This window comes from Cupriavidus oxalaticus, assembly GCF_004768545.1.
Lineage (GTDB): Bacteria > Pseudomonadota > Gammaproteobacteria > Burkholderiales > Burkholderiaceae > Cupriavidus > Cupriavidus oxalaticus_A.
The window spans coordinates 2,821,581-2,840,516 of sequence record NZ_CP038635.1 but is presented as its reverse complement, the minus strand read 5'-3'; the positions used below and the strand labels follow the sequence as shown (position 1 = coordinate 2,840,516).

At 69.4% G+C, this 18,936-nt stretch carries 19 protein-coding genes; 10 read left to right on the top strand and 9 right to left on the bottom strand.

The annotated features are described in order from the left end of the window. Positions 1 to 37: 37 nt before the first annotated feature. Positions 38 to 370: a cell division protein ZapA gene (locus E0W60_RS23955; RefSeq protein ID WP_029046048.1), complete on the bottom strand. Its 333-nt coding sequence runs from the start codon at positions 368 to 370 to the stop codon at positions 38 to 40. Then, entirely contained in the window at positions 367 to 678 is a 312-nt protein-coding gene (locus E0W60_RS23950) for a hypothetical protein (protein WP_133092164.1), read from the bottom strand. Before E0W60_RS23950 ends, E0W60_RS23955 begins: the two co-directional genes overlap by 4 nt. Before the next feature lie 580 nt (positions 679 to 1,258). Between E0W60_RS23950 and E0W60_RS23945 the strand changes: the two genes are divergently transcribed. Genes E0W60_RS23945 through E0W60_RS23915 form a run of 7 tightly spaced genes read left to right on the top strand, consistent with a single transcriptional unit; the run spans position 1,259 to position 8,135 of the window. Beyond that, positions 1,259 to 3,169 (top strand): TonB-dependent receptor domain-containing protein, encoded by a 1,911-nt coding sequence (locus E0W60_RS23945; RefSeq protein WP_135705828.1) that lies wholly within the window; start codon positions 1,259 to 1,261, stop codon positions 3,167 to 3,169. Between the two features lie 15 nt (positions 3,170 to 3,184). Beyond that, entirely contained in the window at positions 3,185 to 4,192 is a 1,008-nt protein-coding gene (locus tag E0W60_RS23940; protein WP_135705826.1) for a FecCD family ABC transporter permease, read from the top strand. Further along, positions 4,189 to 5,037, top strand: a complete 849-nt coding sequence (locus E0W60_RS23935) for an ABC transporter ATP-binding protein (protein WP_135705824.1) — start codon at positions 4,189 to 4,191, stop codon at positions 5,035 to 5,037. Before E0W60_RS23940 ends, E0W60_RS23935 begins: the two co-directional genes overlap by 4 nt. After that, positions 5,034 to 5,666, top strand: a complete 633-nt coding sequence (gene cobO / locus E0W60_RS23930) for a cob(I)yrinic acid a,c-diamide adenosyltransferase (protein WP_135705823.1) — start codon at positions 5,034 to 5,036, stop codon at positions 5,664 to 5,666. The genes E0W60_RS23935 and cobO overlap by 4 nt, the downstream gene beginning before the upstream one ends. Positions 5,667 to 5,710: 44 nt before the next feature. Continuing rightward, on the top strand, positions 5,711 to 6,751 hold the full coding sequence (gene cobT, locus E0W60_RS23925) for a nicotinate-nucleotide--dimethylbenzimidazole phosphoribosyltransferase (RefSeq protein WP_135705820.1): 1,041 nt from the start codon (positions 5,711 to 5,713) through the stop codon (positions 6,749 to 6,751). Next, positions 6,748 to 7,563 (top strand): adenosylcobinamide-GDP ribazoletransferase, encoded by an 816-nt coding sequence (locus E0W60_RS23920; RefSeq protein WP_135705818.1) that lies wholly within the window; start codon positions 6,748 to 6,750, stop codon positions 7,561 to 7,563. The genes cobT and E0W60_RS23920 overlap by 4 nt, the downstream gene beginning before the upstream one ends. After that, a complete protein-coding gene (locus E0W60_RS23915) occupies positions 7,548 to 8,135 on the top strand; it encodes a histidine phosphatase family protein (protein ID WP_135705817.1) in 588 nt (195 codons plus the stop codon). The genes E0W60_RS23920 and E0W60_RS23915 overlap by 16 nt, the downstream gene beginning before the upstream one ends. Positions 8,136 to 8,150: 15 nt before the next feature. Here the strand turns inward: E0W60_RS23915 and E0W60_RS23910 are convergent, their stop codons facing one another. From E0W60_RS23910 to cobU, 4 genes are read right to left on the bottom strand one after another with little or no spacing between them, the layout of a single operon-like run. Further along, complete coding sequence (locus E0W60_RS23910) at positions 8,151 to 9,065, bottom strand: cobalamin-binding protein (RefSeq protein WP_133092156.1); 915 nt, start codon at positions 9,063 to 9,065, stop codon at positions 8,151 to 8,153. 9 nt (positions 9,066 to 9,074) lie between these two features. Further along, on the bottom strand, positions 9,075 to 10,094 hold the full coding sequence (gene cobD, locus E0W60_RS23905; RefSeq protein WP_135705815.1) for a threonine-phosphate decarboxylase CobD: 1,020 nt from the start codon (positions 10,092 to 10,094) through the stop codon (positions 9,075 to 9,077). Continuing rightward, positions 10,091 to 11,065: an adenosylcobinamide-phosphate synthase CbiB gene (cbiB, locus tag E0W60_RS23900; RefSeq protein WP_135705813.1), complete on the bottom strand. Its 975-nt coding sequence runs from the start codon at positions 11,063 to 11,065 to the stop codon at positions 10,091 to 10,093. The genes cobD and cbiB overlap by 4 nt, the downstream gene beginning before the upstream one ends. Then, on the bottom strand, positions 11,059 to 11,724 hold the full coding sequence (cobU, locus tag E0W60_RS23895; protein WP_135705812.1) for a bifunctional adenosylcobinamide kinase/adenosylcobinamide-phosphate guanylyltransferase: 666 nt from the start codon (positions 11,722 to 11,724) through the stop codon (positions 11,059 to 11,061). Before cobU ends, cbiB begins: the two co-directional genes overlap by 7 nt. A 72-nt stretch (positions 11,725 to 11,796) precedes the next feature. On the opposite strand from cobU, the gene E0W60_RS23890 reads away from it, so the two are divergent. Together E0W60_RS23890 and E0W60_RS23885 are read left to right on the top strand one after the other, a co-directional pair. Continuing rightward, the gene (locus tag E0W60_RS23890; RefSeq protein ID WP_135705810.1) at positions 11,797 to 13,305 is read left to right on the top strand and encodes a cobyric acid synthase; all 1,509 of its coding nucleotides are present in this window, start codon (positions 11,797 to 11,799) and stop codon (positions 13,303 to 13,305) included. A gap of 155 nt (positions 13,306 to 13,460) precedes the next feature. Beyond that, positions 13,461 to 14,654, top strand: coding sequence for a PepSY-associated TM helix domain-containing protein (locus E0W60_RS23885; protein ID WP_135705808.1), 1,194 nt, complete (start codon positions 13,461 to 13,463; stop codon positions 14,652 to 14,654). Positions 14,655 to 14,711: 57 nt separating this feature from the next. Here E0W60_RS23885 and panC read toward each other — a convergent pair whose 3' ends face one another. The 3 genes from panC to E0W60_RS23870 all read right to left on the bottom strand — a co-directional run bounded on the left by panC (position 14,712) and on the right by E0W60_RS23870 (position 16,850). After that, positions 14,712 to 15,560, bottom strand: a complete 849-nt coding sequence (panC, locus tag E0W60_RS23880; RefSeq protein ID WP_135705806.1) for a pantoate--beta-alanine ligase — start codon at positions 15,558 to 15,560, stop codon at positions 14,712 to 14,714. Between the two features lie 179 nt (positions 15,561 to 15,739). After that, positions 15,740 to 16,630 carry a segregation and condensation protein A gene (locus tag E0W60_RS23875; protein WP_133092504.1) on the bottom strand — a complete coding sequence of 297 codons (891 nt, stop codon included), beginning with the start codon at positions 16,628 to 16,630 and terminating at the stop codon, positions 15,740 to 15,742. Positions 16,631 to 16,658: 28 nt separating this feature from the next. Continuing rightward, complete coding sequence (locus E0W60_RS23870; RefSeq protein WP_029046065.1) at positions 16,659 to 16,850, bottom strand: DUF3460 family protein; 192 nt, start codon at positions 16,848 to 16,850, stop codon at positions 16,659 to 16,661. Positions 16,851 to 17,098: 248 nt separating this feature from the next. Here E0W60_RS23870 and E0W60_RS23865 point away from each other — a divergent pair, with 248 nt between their 5' ends. Further along, on the top strand, positions 17,099 to 18,916 hold the full coding sequence (locus E0W60_RS23865) for an autotransporter assembly complex protein TamA (RefSeq protein ID WP_135705805.1): 1,818 nt from the start codon (positions 17,099 to 17,101) through the stop codon (positions 18,914 to 18,916). Positions 18,917 to 18,936 lie beyond the last annotated feature (20 nt).

The following is an 18,936-nucleotide window of genomic DNA, read 5'->3' as shown; positions in this document are numbered from 1 at the left end:
TATATAAGGCTGCCCGGCTGGGTTTCAACCGGCCCGTTCAGCCCCGCGTGCCGGTACCCACGTGCGCGTATTGCCGCAACGCTTCGTCGGCGCGTTCGTTCAGTTCGCGGATGCGCGCGTGGATGGCCTCGACCGGGATCGTGCCTTCGGCCTGCTGCTTGCGCTGCAGGGCCAGCAGATCGGACGCGATCGAAATCGCGGCCATCACCGCCACGCGCTCGACGCCCTTGGCGGCAATGCCGTTGCGCAGCTTGTTCATCTGCGTGTCGACCAGTGCCACGGCCTCGAGCAGCGCGGCCTCGTTCTCGGGCGCGATGGCAAAGCGGTACGGCTGGCCGGCGATATTGACTTCGACTTGCTTGTTGCTCATGCGTGTTCTCCGGAGGCCTTGTGCGGCTCTGCCGCGGCGCCCTCGCCCAGCAGGTCGAGCTGGCGCGTGTCGCTGGCGGTCGGCAGCTTGTCAAGGATGGACTGGATGCGCAGCTGCGCTTCCTCGATCTTGATGTTGAGCAACTCGCGGTCGGCTGCCATGGCCTCGCGCTCGCTGCGCAACTGCGCGGCTTCACCCTCCAGCCGGGCGATCTCGTCGCGCAGCCGCTGGTTTTCCGCCGCCAGGGTGTCCGCATGGTGCAGCACGCGCCCGATCTTCGCGGCCAGTTGTTCGAGTTCGTTGAGCATAGGGCCTGTCATGATGGGATAAAGGTCAGGTAACGCGATTCTAGCCGATGCGCCGCCGCGCACAATGCGAAGGAAAGCGTTTGTGACCGGGTACCTGCATGGAAGTTGCAGCCTTCTGCACCCAAAACCACGGCAGAGTTGTGACAAAACACTACGGGCGCCGCGTTGACTCGGGTAGCGAAACTCCCTACACTCGCGCACGTTCCAGGTGCTCGCCCTTTTCGTCCCTGGCGAAAGGGCAGTTCAACGGGAAACAGGGAGCCTTGCCGGCCGCGCGCCGGACGGGCCAACCTGTGCTGCCCCCGCAACGGTAAGCGACCGCGTGCGCATCCGCCAGCGCCAGCCACTTCCGCAGCCAGCTGCCGGAAGGGCCGCCGGCAACGACCGGGATCCGATCCCGGCCACATGTCCACGCAGGACCGGCCGCACGCCACTGAACCTCGGGTTCGGGAAGGCGCCGGTTCCGAGTCGCCAGCCCGGATACCGGCCTGAACGCGGGCTGCCGCCCGTGCGCGGCACGCCTCATCGCCATATGGTCCGCGGGGGAACGGGCCCGGCCGTTCCTACCTAGTCCTGCATCATGCGTTCATCGCTCCACAGGTCGACCCGCCCGGCAGCAGCCCCGGCGGTGCGTCCGCTCGTGCCCGCAACCTCGTCTGCGATTGCGGCAGCCATTGCCTCGTTCACCCTGGTCCCGGCCACCTCGTTCGCGCAAGCCGCCGACAGCGGCACCGCCCAGCAACTGGCCCCGGTGGTGGTGACCTCCACCCGCACCGCGCAATCCATTACCGAGGCACTGCCGCACACGACGGTGGTGACGCAGCAAGATATCGTCAACTCGCAGGCGCCCGACCTGCGCACGCTGCTGCGCAACCAGGCCGGCGTGGAGCTCACCGCCAATGGCGGCATGGGCACCAACACCTCGCTGTTCATGCGCGGCGCCAACTCCAACCAGACGCTGATCCTGATCGATGGCGTGCGCGTGTCGTCGGCCAGCAGCGGCACCGCGCAGCTGGCCAATATCCTGCCCGACCAGATCGACCGGATCGAGGTGGTACGCGGCAACGTGTCGGCGCTGTACGGCTCGGACGCGATCGGCGGCGTGGTGCAGATCTTTACCAAGAGCGGTGCGGGCCAGGCCCCGGCGGCCAATGCGTCGGTGGAGTACGGCAGCAACAACACGCGCCAGGGCACGGTCGGCTACGGCGGGCAGGTGGGCGATACCTCGTTCAACCTGACCGGATCGGCGTTCAAGACCGATGGCTTCTCGTCGATCAATACGCAACAGGCGCCGCGCGCCAACCCCAACGACAACCCCTACGAGAACCAGAGCGTGTCGGGCCAGGTGAAGCACCGCTTCACGCCCGACTGGGATGCGGGCTTCAGCGGCTACTACTCGAAGAGCAAGCTGTCGTTCGACAGCGCCTTCGGCCGCCCGACCGACGACAACCGCACCAATAGCGAGCTGTACACGCTGTCGGCCTTCGTCAACGGCAAGGTCGGCGCCGACTGGACCACGCACTTCAAGCTGTCGCAGAGCGCGGACAACAGCGACACCTTCCTGAACGGGCGTCCCAACGGCACCTTCAACACCCGCAACCGCCAGTTCAACTGGCAGAACGAGTACGCGGTCGCCGCCAACCACACGCTGCTGTTCGGCACCGACTACCTGCAGCAGGAACTGGTCTCGAGCGCCTACGGCGCGCCCACGCGCAACGTGTTCTCGGTGTTCGGCGGCTACGACGGGCGCATCGGCAAGCACCAGCTGCAGCTCAACGCGCGCAACGACCATTATTCCGACTTCGGCAACCAGGGCAGCTTCTTCGCCGGCTACGGCTATAACGTGACCGATGCGTTCAAGCTGATCGCCAGCGTCAGCAACGCCTTCCGCGCGCCGACCTTCAACGAGCTGTACTTCCCCAACTTCGGCCAGCCCAACCTGCAGCCGGAGCGCGCCAAGTCGGTCGAGGCGGGCGTGCAATACACCACCGCCACGGCGGGCCTGCTGCGCGTGACCGCGTTCGAGACCCGTTACGACGACCTGATCGTGTCGGCGCTGCAGCCCAACGGCATGTTCCTGGCAGAGAACGTCAACAAGGCCAAGGTGCAGGGCATCGAGGCGTCGTGGCGCGCCACCGTGTACGGCACCGACGTTGGCGCCAGCGTGACCTTCCAGAACCCGGTCGACGAGCAGAACGACACCCAGCTGCTGCGCCGCGCGCGACGCCACGCCGCGCTGGACGTGGGCCGCAACTTCGGCAACTGGCGCTTCGGCGGCGAATGGCTGGTATCGTCGTCGCGCATGGACGCCGGTTCGCGCCGCCTGGGCGGATACGGTATCGTCAACCTCAACGCCCGCTACAACATCGACAAGCAATGGTTCGTTGCCGCCCGCGTCGAAAACCTGTTCGACAAGGACTACCAGCTCGCTTACCCCTACAACACGCAGGGGCGCGCGGGCTTCATCACGCTGGGCTGGCGCCAGCGATGAGCGCACGGGCGCGCCATGTCTGAGTTCCGGCGCGCCCTGGCGGTGTGGCTGGCGCTTGCCGTTGCGTCAGCCGCAGTCTTCGCGGCCTCGCTCGCGCTGGGCAGCGTATCGCTCGATGCGCGCGAGCTGTGGCAGGCGCTCAGCGGTGCCGACACCGGTACCGCGGGCGCCATCGTGCGCGAGCTGCGCCTGCCGCGCGCGGCCGCGGCCTTTGCCTGCGGCGGCCTGCTGGCGCTGTCCGGCGCGCTGATGCAGGTGCTGCTGCGCAACCCGCTGGCCGAGCCCTATGTGCTGGGCGTCTCCGGCGGCGCGTCGGTCGGCGCCTTGCTGGCGATGCTGGTGCTGTCGCCGTGGTGGGGCGTGCAGACGGCCGCCGCCGTCGGCGCGCTGGGCTCGATGCTGCTGGTGGCAACGCTGGCACGGCGCGACCTGCTGCACCCGCAGGTGCAGGGCGGCCATCGCGAGGCCGGCGCGCGCCTGCTGCTGACTGGCGTGATCATGGCCGCGGGGTGGGGCGCGGTGATCACGCTGATCCTTGCCGTGGCGCCGGAATCGCGGCTGCGCGGCATGCTGTTCTGGCTGACCGGCGACCTGGGCGGCACCGCCAGCTACGGCGGCGCGCTGGCGACGATGATCGTCGCGCTGCTGCTGGCCATGCCGATGGCGCGCGCGCTCAACGTGATGCTGCTGGGCGAGACCGTGGCGCAGTCGCTGGGCGTGCGCGTGGGCCGGGTGCGGCTGCTGACCTTCCTGCTGGCTTCCGTGTGCATTGCCGTGGCCATTACCACGGCCGGTTCGATCGGCTTTATCGGCCTGGTCGTGCCGCACCTGGTGCGGCTGGCATGGGGCAACGACCAGCGCCTGCTGCTGCCGGCGGCGGTGTTGCTGGGCGGTGCGCTGCTGATGGCGGCCGACCTGGTCGCCCGCACCGTGATCGCGCCGGCGCAACTGCCGGTGGGCGTGATCACGGCACTGCTGGGTGTGCCGACCTTTCTCTACCTGCTGCTGCGGAGGCCGCGATGAACGCGAGCGCCGACTGGTCGCTGCCGCTAGCCGCCTGCCCGGTGCTGGCGCTGCGCGACGTGCGGCTGCGCACCGGCCAGCGCGTGCTGGTCGATGACCTGACGCTGGACATCGGCCCCGGCCAGCTGTGGTGCATCGCCGGGCCCAACGGCGCCGGCAAGTCCACGCTGATGACCGCGTTGGCGGGCCTGCGCCACGTGGACGGCGGCACTGTCGAGATCGACGGCAAGCCTGCCGTGCAGGTGGCGCCGTCGGCGCTGGCACGCCAACGTGCCTACCTGCCGCAGGCGGTGCACGATACGTTCTCCATGTCGGTGCTCGATGCGGTGCGCGTAGGCCGCCACCCGCACCTGTCCGGCTGGGGCTGGACCGGGCGCGAGGACGACCGTGTGGTGCACGACACCATCCGCGCCATGGATATCGAGGCACTGGCGGCCCGCGACGTGCTGACGCTGTCCGGCGGCGAGCGGCAGCGCGCCTCGCTCGCCGCGGCGCTGGCGCAGCAGGCGCCGCTGCTGCTGCTCGACGAGCCGGTCTCGCACCTCGACCTGCGCCACCAGATCCTGGTGCTGGAGCAGCTTGCCGCGCTGGCCCGCGCCGGTCGCCACGCCATCGTGGTGATCCTGCACGACCTGACGCTGGCGCTGCGCTACGCCACCCACGCGTTGCTGATGGCCGAAGACGGCACCGCGCTGCATGGCCCGGCGGCACAGGTACTGACTCCCGAACATTGCTCACGCGCGCTGCGCACCCGCATCGTCAGCGTCAGCGACGGCGTGCATACTGCACTGATTCCCGATGGCGCCACGGCGCCGCGATTCTTTACGCAAGGCCCGAGTAAATGACCGATTCTCACAATCCCGCCACCGACGACCCGGAGCGCGACGCACGCCACAAGGCGCGCATGGTGCGCAAGAAAGAAGTGATCGACGCCAAGATCGCCGCCGCGCAGGACGAGCGCGGCGTGATCGTGATCACGACCGGCAACGGCAAGGGCAAATCCAGCTCCGGCTTCGGCATGGTGGTGCGCGCGCTCGGACACGGCATGCGCACCGGCGTGGTCCAGTTCATCAAGGGCGCGCAGCCGACCGGCGAAGAGATGTTCCTGCGCCGCTTCCCCGAGGAATGTGCTTTTCACGTGATGGGCGAGGGCTATACCTGGGACACCCAGGACCGCGCGCGCGACGTGGCCAAGGCCGAAGCCGCGTGGGAAGTGGCCCGCGGCATGCTGCGCGACCCGGCCGTCGGGCTGGTGCTGCTCGATGAACTCAACATCGCGCTCAAGCTGCACTATCTTGATGTGGATCGGGTCATTGCCGACCTGCGCGCACGCCCGCCGATGCAGCACGTGGTCATCACCGGCCGCGGCGCGCCGCCGGCGCTGGTGGAGGCGGCCGATACCGTCACCGACATGACGCCGGTCAAGCACGCCTTCCAGCAGGGCATCAAGGCGCAGCGCGGCGTGGAAATGTAGCCCCGAGTGTTTCCCACGATCCAGACCTCAAGAACCACAGCATCATGCAGTTTCCCGAAATCGCTCCCCTCGACAACACACTGCGTCCCGTGCTGCAGGCCGCCATCGACGACAAGACCAAGCCGCTCGGCGCGCTCGGCCGGCTCGAGTCGCTGGCGCTGCAGCTGGGGCTGATCCTCGGCACGCAGCGCCCCGTGCTGCAGCGGCCGACGGTGATCGTCTTTGCCGCGGATCACGGCGTGGCCGACGCGGGCGTCAGCGCCTATCCGGCCGAGGTCACCGCGCAGATGGTCAGGAATTTCCTGGCCGGCGGCGCGGCGATCAATGTGTTCTCGCGCCAGCACGGTATTGCGCTGGAAATCGTCGACGCCGGCGTGCGCGTGCCGCTGCCGGCGGCACCCGGGCTGGTCAACTGCCGCATCGCCGACGGCACCCGCAACTTCGCGCAGGAACCGGCGATGACGCCGGAACAGGCCGCGGCGGCGATGACCGCCGGCATGGCGCGCGTGCTGCGACATGCCCAGCAGGGCTGCAATGTGATCGGCTTCGGCGAGATGGGCATTGCCAATACCTCGGCCGCCGCGTGCCTGATGCAGCGGCTGACCGGGCTGCCGCTGGCGGACTGCATCGGCCGCGGCACCGGGCTGGACGATGCCGGGCTGGCGCGCAAGCGCGAGGTGCTGGAAGGCGCCCTCGCGCTGCACCCTGATGCGCAGGCGCCGCTCGATGTGCTGGCGACGTTCGGCGGCTTCGAGATCGCGATGATGGCTGGCGCCTTTCTCGCCGCCGCGGCCAGCCGCATGGTGATCCTGGTCGATGGCTTTATCGCCACGGCCGCGCTGCTGGTGGCGCAGCGCATCGACCCCAACGTGCTGCAGTACTGCGTGTTCACGCATTGCTCGCACGAGCGCGGCCACCGCGCGCTGCTGGACCACTTTGGCGCCGAACCGCTGCTGGCGCTGGACCTGCGCCTGGGCGAGGGCACCGGCGCGGCGCTGGCGTGGCCGCTGCTCGCGTCCGCGGTCGCGTTCCTCAACGAGATGGCGACCTTCAGCGGCGCCGGCGTCAGCACGGCCTCGGCATGAGTGTGCCGTCCGACCCCGCGCCCGCGCCGGCCGGCTTCGGCGGCGAGCTGCGCTATTTCTTTACCGCGCTGGGCTATTTCACGCGTGTGCCGCTGCCTGGCCGGCTGGCGCGATGGGTCGGATTCGAGCCGCATTACCTGCATGCCGCGGCGCGTTATTTCCCGCTGGTGGGCCTGCTGGTCGGCGGCGCCGGTGCGCTGGTTACATGGGGCGCGCTGCAGTGGTGGCCGGTCGGCGTGGCGGTGCTGCTGGGAATGGCGGCCACGCTGCTGCTGACCGGCGCCTTCCATGAGGACGGCCTGGCGGACTGCGTCGATGCCTTCGGCGGCGCATGGCAGCGCGAAGACGTACTGCGCATCATGCATGACTCGCGCATCGGCGCGTTCGGCGCCATCGCGCTGGTGGTGGCGCTGCTGCTCAAGTGGCAACTGCTGGTGGCGATCGGCACGCAGCACGGTGCGGCGGTATTGCTGGCGGTGCTGGTGGCAGCGCACGCCGCCAGCCGCGCGATGGCGGTCAGCTATCTCGCCACGCTGCAGTACGTGCGCCCGGAAGGCAAGGCCAAGCCTGTGGCGCAGCGGCTCGCCGGCGCGGGGCTGGGGTTCGCGCTGTTGTGCGGGGTGGTACCGCTGTGGCTGGTATCGCCATCGTTCTTTGCGGGCGCCGTGGCTGCGCTGCTAGTGTTGCGCGTGCTGCTCGGCCGCTACTTCGTGCGCCGCATCGGCGGCTATACCGGCGATTGCCTCGGCATGGCCCAGCAGTGCGCGGAGACCCTGATCTACCTGGTGGCATCGGCATGGACCTGGTCCTGATCCGCCATGCGCAGCCCGAGGTGGCTGCGGGCACCTGCTACGGCTGCCTCGACCTGCCGCTGGTGTCGCCACTGATGCCGGTTGCCGCGCAGATCGTGGCGGGCCTGCCGGCGCCCGCGCGCATCGTCAGCAGCCCGCTGGCGCGTGCGCTCGGGACCGCGCAGGCGCTGGTGCAGACCTTGCCGGCCGGCGTGCCGGCTATTCCGGCTATTGCCACCGAACCGCTGTTGCGCGAGCTGGACTTCGGCAGCTGGGAAGGCGTACCGTGGGACGAGATCGACCGCGCCGCGCTCGACCAGTGGGCCGCGGACCTGCTGCATGCGCGCCCGCATGGCGGCGAGTCGCCGGCGCAGGCGATGGCGCGCGTGGCCGGCTGGGCCGACGCGCTCGATGTGCGGGACGATTGCTGCGTATGGGTGGTCGGCCATGCCGGGCCGATGCGCATGCTGGCCGCGCACTGGCTCGGCGTGCCGCTGGCGGTGACGGTCAACTGGGCGCTGGGCTTCGGCGCGAGCTGCCGCTTCCGGCTGGGTGCGGATGGGGCGCGGCTCGAATGGTGGAACCGGACTTAAAACCGCGGTGGCTGATCAGCGCGCCGGGCGCCGGCTGCGCGCCACGTCGAGGTCCTTGCAGATCTGCTCGATGCCTTGCACCACGCGCGGACCGGCGCGGTTGACCAGGTCGCCGTCGATCACGAACAGGTTGTTGCGCGCCACCGCGGTGATTTGCTTCCAGCGCTGCCACATCGCGTAGTCGGGCAGCGGCTGGTCCGAGCGCGTGGCGCCCATGCCCGCGGTCAGCATTGCTTCCGGATTGCCCGCCACCACCGCCTCGACCGATACCGTCGGCACCAGTGGCGTCTCGGCCCCGAACAGGTTGCGCCCGCCGCACAGCGCCAGCATGTCGCTGACCAGGTGCTGGCCGTTGAGCGTCATCAGCGGCTGCTGCCAGACCTGGTAGAACACGGTCACCGGCGGCCGTGCCGCGTAGGTCTTGCGCAGCGTCTCCACCTGCTGGCGGAAGCTGTCGGCGGCGCGCCGCGCGGTGGCTTCCGTGCCCAGCAGGGTGCCCAGCTTCTCCACGTTTTCCGGGATCGATGCCAGCTTGCGCGGCTCGCTGTAGAACAGCGGCAGGCCCAGGGCGCGCAGGCGGTCGGTCTGCTTCTGAGCATTGCCATGGCGCCAGACCACGATCAGGTCCGGCTTGAGCGCGGCGATGCGCTCCAGGTCCAGCGCCTTGTTGTCGCCCACGCGCGGGATGTCGCGCGCTTGTGGCGGGTAGTCGCTGTAGTGGACCGTGCCGACGATGCGGTCGCCGCCGCCGGCGGCAAAGATCATCTCGGTCACGTGCGGCGCCAGCGAGATCACGCGGCGTGCCGGCTGCGCCAGCGTGATGGTCTGGCCGGCATCGTCGACCACCGATACGGCGGCCTGCGCCGCGGGTGCGGCAAGCAGGGCGGTGGCGGCCAGCATCGGGGCAATGGCGAATTTCAATGCGTACATGGCGAGGTTTCAGGCGGTCACCGCGGCCAGCGCGGCATCGAGCCGCTGCCAGCAGGCCGGCCGGTCGGGCGGCAGGCCCAGGCGCAGGCTCGGCAGGCAGCCGCCTGCGGCGTCGAAATATCGGGTCCAGACGCCATGGCGCGCCAGCGCTTCGTGCAGCGCCAGCGCCTCGGCATGCGGTACCCAGCAAAACAACGGGTGCACGACAGCGGTCAGCCCGTGGCGCGCCAGCAGCGTGCCGAGCCGCGCGCCGGACAGGCCCAGTTGCGCACGGTTGGTTTCCTGCCACTGGCGGTCCGCCAGCGCATGCCGGGCGACGGCGCGCGCCGGCCCCGAGACGGTCCAGTGGCCCAGCCGCTCATGAAGCGCATCGAGCAACGGCCGGTGCGCCAGCACGAAGCCGCAGCGGATACCGGCGAGACCGTAGAACTTGCCGACCGAGCGCAGCACTACCAATCCTTCAGTGCCGCTGTGGGCGGCGACCGATGCCGCGGGCAGGCAATCGATGAAGGCTTCATCGACCAGCAGCGTGCCGCCGCGACGTGCCAGCGCGGCATGCCAATGGAGCAGCATTGCCGCCGGCAGCAGCCGGGCGGTGGGGTTGTTGGGATTGACGACGACCAGATGGTCGAGCGTATCGGCAAGGTCCGCGCGAGTGAAGTCCGCTTCGTCCAGCAGCACCACTGTATGTCCGGCTGCGGCGAACGCGGGCGCGTACTCGCTGTAGCCGAGCGCGGCAATGCCGACGCGCCCCGGCCGCAGCAGGCCTGGCAGCGTGCGGATCGCGGCCTGCGAGCCGGCCACCGGCAACGCCTGCGGCGCGCCGAAGGCGTGTGCCGCCAGCTCGGCAAGCCCATCCCCGTCCTGCGGCAGCCGCTGCCACGCGGAAGCGGGCAGCGCCGGCACGGGGTAGCCGTCGGGATGGATGCCGGTGGACAAGTCGAGCCAGTCGGCTTCGGCACGGCCGTAGCGGCGTACCGCGGCCAGCAGGTTGCCGCCATGGCGGATCGGGGGAAGGGCAGGGCTCACGTCGGTGCGGACACGGCAAGAACGGCCAGCGCGCTGGCGCCCGCAAGCGCCAGCCACAGCCACAAGGTACGTTGCACCAGCCGCAGGCACGCCATCACGTGCTCGGCCTGCGGTGCGCTGCCTGCACCCAGCGGCGGACGTTGTTCCAGCTCGCCGTGATAGCGCGCCGGACCGCCAAGCTGCACGCCGACCGCGCCAGCGCCTGCCGCCATCACCGGTCCGGCATTGGGGCTGGACCATGCCGGCGCCTGCGTGCGCCAGCAGCGCAGCGCCTGTGTGGTGGCGCCCAGCAGCGCGTACGACAGCGCGGTCAGCCGCGCGGGAACCAGGTTGAGCGCATCGTCGAGACGCGCCGCCGCCCAGCCGAAATATTGCAGCCGCGGCGTGCGGTAGCCCCACATCGCATCGAGGGTATTGGCCAGCCGGAACACGATCACCGCGGGCGCGCCGCCAAGCAGGAACCAGAACAGCGCGCCGAAGACCGCGTCGTTGCCGTTCTCCAGCGCCGATTCGCAGGCGGCGCGCGCCAGCGCTTCGGCATCGGCATCGGCGGTATCGCGCGAGACGATGCGTGCGGTGAGCGTCCGTGCGGCTGGCAGGTCGGACGCAGCGAGGGCGCCGGCAATCGGGGCGATATGCTGGTGCAGGCTGCGCGCGCCGAGCGCGGCGTACAGCGCGATGGCATGCAGCACCAGTGCCGCGAGCGAATGCCAGCGTGCCGCCGCATCGACCAGCCACCATGCGAGCGCAGCCGGCGCCAGCACCAGCACGCACCAGCCGGCAAGGCCCGCCAGGCGCTGCCGCCATGGCGCGCCGCGGCGTTGGGGATCGTTGCAGCGTCGTTCGAGGGCTGAAGCGAGGCGGCCAAAGCCGACCAGCGGATGGAAGCGGCGCGGCTCGCCCAGCCACCGGTCAAGCAGAACGCCGGCCAGCGCCGCGGCCACGCAAGCCGGCCAGGCCTGCATCAGCATGCGGGATCGGCGCCCTTGACCGGGACCGGGATGCCCGCAACCAGCAGCCGCACGCGGTCCGCGGCGGCGGCCAGCTTCTGGTTCAGGCGTCCCAGTTCATCGACGTAGAAGCGGGTGATCGCGCCCATCGGCACCACGCCGAAGCCGATCTCGTTGGAGACCAGTATCACGTGGCCGGGCAGCGTGGGCAGCGCGGTCAGCAGCGACTCGATCTCTTCGGTGAAGGCATCGGGCGGCGTGATCACGCCATGATCGGGATAGCTGCGGCCGTCGGGGAAGAGCAGGTTGTTCATCCACAGCGTCATGCAGTCCACCAGGATGCAGCCGTCGTGGCGCGCATTGGCATAGAGCGCATCGGCCAGCCGCACCGGCTCTTCCACCAGGCGCCAGTCGACGGGACGGCGGGCGCGGTGCAGCGCGATGCGGACTTCGAGTTCCTGGTCGGCCCGTGCGGGATCCTGGCGCGCGGTGGCGATATACGTGACCGGCCCGCCGGTGATGCCGGCGTGGTCGCTCGCCAGCTGTTCGGCGTAGTGGCTCTTGCCGGAGCGCGCGCCGCCCAGCACCAGCGTCAGCTGCCGCGCGCCGGATGCGCCGGCCGCAAGCGGCTTCTCCGCACTGGCGGTAGCGGGTTCAGGGGCGATGGCCGGGGTTTCCATCCGCGTATTGTAGCCGCCGCATCCGACCCTCGCATCCCGCCATCGCATGAAGGCCGATGCGATAATTCGCCGATGTATACCGATTCCCCGCTTTCCTTGCCGCCGGGTGCCCTGCGCGGCACGCTGATGGTCCAGGGCACCACCTCCGATGCCGGCAAGAGCACCGTGGTCGCGGGGCTGTGCCGCGTGCTGGCGCGCGCCGGCACGCGCGTGGCGCCGTTCAAGCCGCAGAACATGGCGCTGAACAGCGCGGTGACCGCGGACGGCGGCGAAATCGGCCGCGCGCAGGCGCTGCAGGCGCAGGCCGCGCGGCTGGCGCCCCATACCGACATGAACCCGGTGCTGCTCAAGCCCAGCAGCGACACCGGCGCGCAGGTGATCATCCATGGCCGCGCGCGGCTCGACCTCGATGCCCGCGCCTACCACGCCTACAAGCCCGAGGCGATGAAGGCGGTGCTCGCCTCGCACGCGCGGCTGGAACAGGCCTATGACGTGGTGCTGGTGGAAGGCGCCGGCAGCCCCGCCGAGATCAACCTGCGCGAGCGCGATATCGCCAACATGGGCTTCGCCGAGCGGGTCGATTGCCCGGTGGTGCTGGTCGCCGATATCGATCGCGGCGGCGTGTTCGCGCACCTGGTCGGCACGCTCGATTGCCTGTCTGACAGCGAACGCGCGCGCGTGACCGGCTTCATCATCAACCGCTTCCGCGGCGATATCAGCCTGCTCGAGCCGGGTCTCGACTGGCTCACCGCACGCACCGGCAAGCCAGTGTTCGGCGTGCTGCCGTACCTGCACGGCCTGCACCTGGATGCGGAGGACGCCATCGTCGGCACCCAGGCCACCAGGTCCGGGGCGCAGCGGCTGCGCGTGATCGTGCCGGTGCTGCCGCGCATCGCCAACCATACCGACTTCGACGCGCTGCGCGCGCATCCGCAGGTAGACCTGCAGTTCATCGGGCCCGGCATGCCGGTCCCGCCTGCCGACCTGGTGGTGCTGCCCGGCAGCAAGAGCGTGCGTGCCGACCTGGCGTTCCTGCGCGCCAACGGCTGGGAGGCGGCGCTGCAGCGGCACCTGCGCTACGGCGGCAAGCTGGTCGGCATCTGCGGCGGCATGCAGATGCTGGGCCGGCAAGTGAATGACCCCGACGGCCGCGAAGGCCCGGCCGGCAGCAGTGCGGGCCTGGGCTGGCTCGACTACGAGACCACGCTCGCCGCCGAGAAGCAGCTGCGCCAGGTCAGCGGCCGGTTGGCGGATGCGGACGCGCCAGTGCGGGGCTACGAGATCCATCTGGGCGTTACCACCGGCGCCGGGCTGGAGCGGCCCGCGCTGTGGCTCGACCGCGGCGACGGCACCATGCGCCCCGACGGCGCCTGCTCGGCCGATGGCCAGGTCATGGCGACTTATGTCCACGGCCTGTTCGACGATCCGGCCGGCTGCCAGGCGCTGCTGCGCTGGGCAGGACTGGATGGCGCGCAGGCAGTGGACCTCGATGCGCTGCGCGAAGCGTCGATCGAGCGGTTTGCCGACACCCTGGCGGCGCACCTCGACCTGGGGGCAATGTTCGCGCCGCTGCAACGCTGAGCAGTCGTTGCGGATCCGCCATTGCGCGGATCGTGCCGTCTCCGCGCAACTTCTCCCTGTTAGAATCGCGAATCTTTCGCATTTGCATTCCGTCGCGATATGGCTTTCGGGTCATATCGAGCACGCTGCAGCGTCTCAAATACACAACACAAGCCATGGTCACCGGCCGCCTGCGCGTCGTCCTCGTCAAGCTGCATCTCTATATCGGGCTGAGCCTCGGCCTGCTTTTTGTCCTGTTGGGCCTGACCGGCATGGCCATCGCGTGGCGCGATGAGCTCGATGCCTGGCTCAACCCGGACCTGCTGGTTGCGTCGGCGCCCGCCAGTGGAATCGTTACGCCGGCTACCGTCCAGGCCGTGACCGAGCGCCTGGCCGCGCCGCCGTATGGCCGGCCCAACCTGCTGATGCTGCCGACCCACGACGAAGGCGTCTTCATCGCCTGGTATCCGGTCAAGGGGCCGGAGGGCGTGGTACCGGGCCGCTCGCGGCAGGTGATGGTCGATCCGGTGACGCTGGCGGTGAAGGGCGAGCGCGTGTGGGGCGAGCCCGGCGTCTCGCGCCGGCTACTGCTGCCCACGCTGTTCCACCTGCACCGTTACCTGCTCAGCGGCGAGACCGGCAAGACCATCACCGGCGTGGCGGGCATGATGTTGCTGCTGACCACGCTGGTGGGCGTGGCGGTGTGGTGGCCCAAGACGAAACTGCGCGCATGGGCGCAGGCGTTCCGGATCAGCCATGGCGGCTCGTGGCCGCGCTTCAACTATTCGCTGCACCGGGCCGGCGGCATCCTGGCGGCGCCGGTGCTGGCCATCCTTGCCTTTTCGGGCTGGTACCTGAACCTGCCGAAATGGGTGACGCCGATCGTGGCGGGGGTGATGACGGTGACACCGCCGGCCAAGCATGTCTCGGCCCCGCATGCGCCCGATGCCCGCCCGCTCGACGCAGGCCAGATCATGGCGGCGGCGCAGTCCCAGTATCCCGACGCGCGCATCACCCGCATCAGCTTCCCGCGCAAGCCGGGCGACGCCTTCGAAGTGCGGCTGCGCCAGCCGGACGAGGTGCGCAAGGACAGCGGCGCGACCCGGCTCTGGCTCGACGCCTGGACCGGGACGCGGCTGGGCGCGAAGGACCCGCACGACGCGCCCGCCGGCGACACGCTGCTGAACTGGCTGTTCCCGCTGCATACCGGCGAGGCGTTCGGCCTGCCGGGGCGGATCTTCATCACGCTGTTCGGGCTGGCGCCACTGGCCTTTGCCCTGACCGGCGTGCTGATCTGGTGGAAGCGGCGGCGCGGGCACCGCCGCCATGTCGTGAAGACGGCGCAGCGCTCAGCCATGCGCCGGGCATGAAAGAAGCAGGCCGGCGGCCTGCTTTTTTTTGCGAAACCCGCTAACCCGCGCCCGCGCTCAGATTTCCAGGTTGTCGATCAGGCGGGTCGCGCCCAGCTTGGCCGCGGTGAGCACCACCAGCGGCTCGCCGGCGACAAATTCCTCGTGCGTCGGCGCCTGCAGGTTGCTGCGCTTGCGGATCGACACGTAGTCCGGCTTCCAGCCGCGCTTGGCCAGCGCCGCCACGGCATTGGCCTCCACCGCCAGCAGGTCGGCGCCGGCGCGGTCGCTGCCCAGCACCGTGTCGCGCACCTCATGCAGCGTGCGGTACAGCACCGGCGCCTCGGCGCGCTCGTCCGGGCTCAGGTAGCGGTTGCGCGACGACAGCGCCAGGCCGTCTTCGTCGCGAATGGTCTCGGCCGGGATGATGTCGATCGGCAGCGCGAATTGCTGCACCATGCGGCGCACGATCATCAGCTGCTGGTAATCCTTCTTGCCGAACACCGCCACGCGCGGCTGCGCGCACGAGAACAGCTTCATCACCACCGTGCATACGCCCTTGAAGAAGCCGGGGCGGAACTCGCCTTCCAGTATGTCGCCCAGGTCGTGCGGCGGCTCGACGCGGTATTCCTGCGGCACCGGGTACATATCGCGCTCGGAGGGCGCAAACAGCACATAGACGCCTTCCTTCTGCAGCTTCTCGATATCGTCCTGCAGCGTGCGCGGATACTTGTCGAAATCCTCGTTGGGGCCGAACTGCAGGCGGTTCACGAAAATCGACGCCACCACCGGGTCGCCGTGCTGCCGCGCCAGGCGCATCAGCGACAGGTGGCCTTCGTGCAGGTTGCCCATGGTGGGGACGAAGGCAGCGCGGTTCTGGCCGCGCAGCTGGTCCCGCAGCTCTTGGATGGAGGAAATGACTTTCATCTGGCTAGGTGTGCTGTCGTGAGGGTGTGACCCGTGGCGCCGGTCTCCGGGGGGCGGCGCCGTGACATGCCGGGCCTTCGGGGCGTTTTGCCTTCCTGGCGCTTTTTGGGCCTATTGTGCCGGCTGTCGGCGGATTGTAGATCAAGTGGGACGGGGGCGGACCCTGCCGCAAGGGTGGGTCAGGAAGGGCTGTACGCCAATCGCACATAAATTGGCGCGAACGGCTCGGCCTGGGTGATCTCGACCAGCGACTCGCGCGACAGCTCCAGCATGGCGATAAAGTTGACCACCACCACCGGCACGCCCTTGCCCGAGCGGATCGCGTCCTCGAACAGTTCCGAGAACTCCATGAAGCGCGCATGCTGCAGCCGGCGCAGGATCTGGCTCATGTGCTCGCGCACCGATAGCTCCTCGCGCGAGATCTTGTGGTGCTGGTTCAGCTTGGCGCGCTTGAGCACGTCGGCCCAGGCGGCCTGCAGGTCGATGGTCTCGACTTCGGGGAAGCGCGGCGCCAGGCTCTGCTCGATATAGACCTGCGAGCGCAGGAAGTCGCGGCCGAGCTGCGGCACCGTGTCCAGGCGCTGCGCGGCCAGCTTCATCTGCTCGTACTCCAGCAGGCGGCGCACCAGTTCGGCGCGCGGGTCCTCGGCGTCTTCGTCGCTGTCGGCCTTCTTGACCGGCAGCAGCATGCGCGACTTGATCTCGATCAGCATGGCCGCCATCAGCAGGTATTCCGCCGCCAGCTCCAGGTTGGTCTTGCGGATCTGCTCGATATACGACAGGTACTGTCGCGTGACCTGCGACATCGGGATGTCGAGGACGTTGAAGTTCTGCTTGCGGATCAGGTACAGCAGCAGGTCCAGCGGGCCTTCGAACGCTTCCAGGAAGATTTCGAGCGCATCGGGCGGGATGTATAGGTCCTGCGGCAGCTTGAACAGCGGCTCGCCGTACAGGCGCGCGAACGCCATCCCGTCGACCATGTCGGCGGGACCCGCGGGCCCGGCAAGGTTGTCGGCAGCGCCGGCGACCGCGGCGGGCAGCGGCAGCTTGTCCTGGTCGGCTGTGCTCATCGCCGGTGGCAGGGCGCGCTGGGGGGGATCAGTTGTCCTGGGAGTAGACGTATGGCTTCTGGGCCACGCGCGACGCCTGGGCGCGGGCGCGCTCTTCCAGGTCGATCGGCGCCTTGTCCCACAGCAGGGCGCGGCCGTCGCGCTGCTCGGCTTCGAGCGTCGGGCGCTCTTGCTTGAGCTGCTTCAGGAACTGGGTGATCTCGGATTCGTACATGGCCATGGTGAAACCGTATGCGCCGCTTGGGGCGTGTAATGGATGCAGTGGGGCAGGATTTTACAGTATCGGCCCGGCGCGGGGTCGCATTTGGCCCCCGGCCTGCTTTCCGGGGGTAGGAAGATTCCGGACGCAGCGCGGTGTGTGGTCAAATACCGACTTCGTATGTGTGGACAAACGGCGATGCCGCGAGACACCGCTATCACCGCTAAACCTGCTGACACCGCGTCCGGGGCGCCCGGCGACTTCAACGGATGACGATCGACCGCACCGGGGGGACGGATACGGCACATCCCGCGCCGCTGCCCTGGCGGGCGCGCGCGGCCGCGTTCGCGCTCGCCGCGCTGCTGATGATGCTGCTGCCGGCCGGTGCCGCGCTCGGCGCCTACAAGGTCGAGGTCGAAGCCCCCAAGCCGATCAAGGAGATGCTCGAAGAGCACCTGGACCTGTCGCGCTACAAGGACCGCACCGACCTGTCGCAGGACCAGTTCGACTACATGGTCGAGACCGTGGGCGAGCAGGTGCGCCAGTTCACCTCGACCGAAGGCTATTTCGATCCGACCACCACCACCCGCGTGGAGGGCGAGGGCGACAAGCGCGTGGTCCACGTCACGGTCGACCCTGGCGCGCGCACGCTGATCCGCAATGTCGATGTCCAGGTGACCGGCCCGGCGGCGACGCGCTCGCCCGAGCAGGTGGCCGAGATGCAGGCCAAGTGGGGCCTGCCGGCGGGCGACCCGTTCCGCCAGGCCGACTGGGACAAGGCCAAGGAAGACGCGCTGATGACGCTGCAGAGCCACAACTACTACGGTGCGCGGCTGGCAGCGTCGCAGGCGCGGGTGGAGCCCGACGAGCTGCGCGCCGACCTGTCCGCGCACTACGCCAGCGGGCCGGCCTACCTGCTGGGGCCGCTCAAGGTCCGCGGCAACCGCCGTTACCCGGAAGAGATCGTCTACAACGTCAACCCGCTCAGCGAGGGCGAGCCGTACCGCGTCGAGCGGCTGCTCGAGCTGCAGCGCGCGATCCAGAACCAGCCGTATTTCTCCAACGTCCAGGTCGACCTGGAGCCGCCGCCGGATGCCGACAAGGCGCCCGACGGCGTGGTCACCGCGCCGGTGTCGGTGCGCGTGCGCGAATACCCGGTGCACCGGCTCAACAGCGGCGTCGGCTTTACCACCGATACCGGCGCACAGGTGGAAGGGCGCTATTCCTACTACAACCTGTTCAACCGCGCCTGGACCTTCGACTCGCAAGCGCGGATCGAACAGAAGCGGTCCTACCTGTTCGCCGAGGCGGCGATGCCGCCGTCCCGCGGCGCCTACCGCAACAGCGTGTACAGCAGCTACGAGCGCACCATCGATCTCGAGAACACCGATACCACCAGCCTGCGCGCGGGCCTGAAGCGCTCGCGCTCGCGCGAGAAGTACGACGTCACCACGTCGCTCGACTTCTACTATGACAAGCTGCTGCCCGAGGGCCAGGCGGCCCAGATCAGCAAGGCGCTGGTGCCGGCCTTCGCCTGGACCCGGCGCGATGTCGACAACCCGGTGTTCCCGCGCCGCGGCAACGTGATCAGCACCCAGGTCGGCGTGGCCGCGCGGGGTTTCCTCAGCGATGCCACCTTCCTGCGCCTGTATGGCCGTATCCGCCAGTACATCCCGGTGGGCAAGCGCGACCTGGTGGTGGCGCGGCTGGAACTGGGCGCCGACCTGACCGGCGACAGTTCGAGCCAGATCCCGGCAACGCTGCGCTTCCGCGCCGGCGGCACCGATTCGATCCGCGGCTACACCTACCAGTCGATCGGCACCCCCAGCGGCTCCAGCATCCTGCCGGCCAAGTATCTCGGCACCGGCAGCCTGGAGTACCAGTACTGGTTCAAGCCGGACTGGGGCGTGGCGGTGTTCTGGGACCTGGGCACGGCCGCCGACAACCTGCGCGGCGTGACGATCTACAACGGCGTGGGCGTCGGCGTGCGCTGGCGCACGCCGGTGGGCCCGCTGCAGCTGGACGTCGGCTACGGCATCCAGGAACAGCAGTTCCGGCCGCATATCTCGCTGGGGGTGGCGTTCTGATGGCCGCCCGCGCGCATGGG

What these genes read in the sequence shown, in the direction of transcription:
- E0W60_RS23955 (WP_029046048.1), bottom strand. Translation starts at nt 370, where the DNA reads ATGAGCAACAAGCAAGTCGAAGTCAATATCGCCGGCCAGCCGTACCGC.
- E0W60_RS23950 (WP_133092164.1), bottom strand. Translation starts at nt 678, where the DNA reads ATGCTCAACGAACTCGAACAACTGGCCGCGAAGATCGGGCGCGTGCTG.
- E0W60_RS23945 (WP_135705828.1), top strand. Translation starts at nt 1,259, where the DNA reads ATGCGTTCATCGCTCCACAGGTCGACCCGCCCGGCAGCAGCCCCGGCG.
- E0W60_RS23940 (WP_135705826.1), top strand. Translation starts at nt 3,185, where the DNA reads ATGTCTGAGTTCCGGCGCGCCCTGGCGGTGTGGCTGGCGCTTGCCGTT.
- E0W60_RS23935 (WP_135705824.1), top strand. Translation starts at nt 4,189, where the DNA reads ATGAACGCGAGCGCCGACTGGTCGCTGCCGCTAGCCGCCTGCCCGGTG.
- cobO (WP_135705823.1), top strand. Translation starts at nt 5,034, where the DNA reads ATGACCGATTCTCACAATCCCGCCACCGACGACCCGGAGCGCGACGCA.
- cobT (WP_135705820.1), top strand. Translation starts at nt 5,711, where the DNA reads ATGCAGTTTCCCGAAATCGCTCCCCTCGACAACACACTGCGTCCCGTG.
- E0W60_RS23920 (WP_135705818.1), top strand. Translation starts at nt 6,748, where the DNA reads ATGAGTGTGCCGTCCGACCCCGCGCCCGCGCCGGCCGGCTTCGGCGGC.
- E0W60_RS23915 (WP_135705817.1), top strand. Translation starts at nt 7,548, where the DNA reads ATGGACCTGGTCCTGATCCGCCATGCGCAGCCCGAGGTGGCTGCGGGC.
- E0W60_RS23910 (WP_133092156.1), bottom strand. Translation starts at nt 9,065, where the DNA reads ATGTACGCATTGAAATTCGCCATTGCCCCGATGCTGGCCGCCACCGCC.
- cbiB (WP_135705813.1), bottom strand. Translation starts at nt 11,065, where the DNA reads ATGCTGATGCAGGCCTGGCCGGCTTGCGTGGCCGCGGCGCTGGCCGGC.
- cobU (WP_135705812.1), bottom strand. Translation starts at nt 11,724, where the DNA reads ATGGAAACCCCGGCCATCGCCCCTGAACCCGCTACCGCCAGTGCGGAG.
- E0W60_RS23890 (WP_135705810.1), top strand. Translation starts at nt 11,797, where the DNA reads ATGTATACCGATTCCCCGCTTTCCTTGCCGCCGGGTGCCCTGCGCGGC.
- E0W60_RS23885 (WP_135705808.1), top strand. Translation starts at nt 13,461, where the DNA reads ATGGTCACCGGCCGCCTGCGCGTCGTCCTCGTCAAGCTGCATCTCTAT.
- panC (WP_135705806.1), bottom strand. Translation starts at nt 15,560, where the DNA reads ATGAAAGTCATTTCCTCCATCCAAGAGCTGCGGGACCAGCTGCGCGGC.
- E0W60_RS23875 (WP_133092504.1), bottom strand. Translation starts at nt 16,630, where the DNA reads ATGAGCACAGCCGACCAGGACAAGCTGCCGCTGCCCGCCGCGGTCGCC.
- E0W60_RS23870 (WP_029046065.1), bottom strand. Translation starts at nt 16,850, where the DNA reads ATGGCCATGTACGAATCCGAGATCACCCAGTTCCTGAAGCAGCTCAAG.
- E0W60_RS23865 (WP_135705805.1), top strand. Translation starts at nt 17,099, where the DNA reads ATGACGATCGACCGCACCGGGGGGACGGATACGGCACATCCCGCGCCG.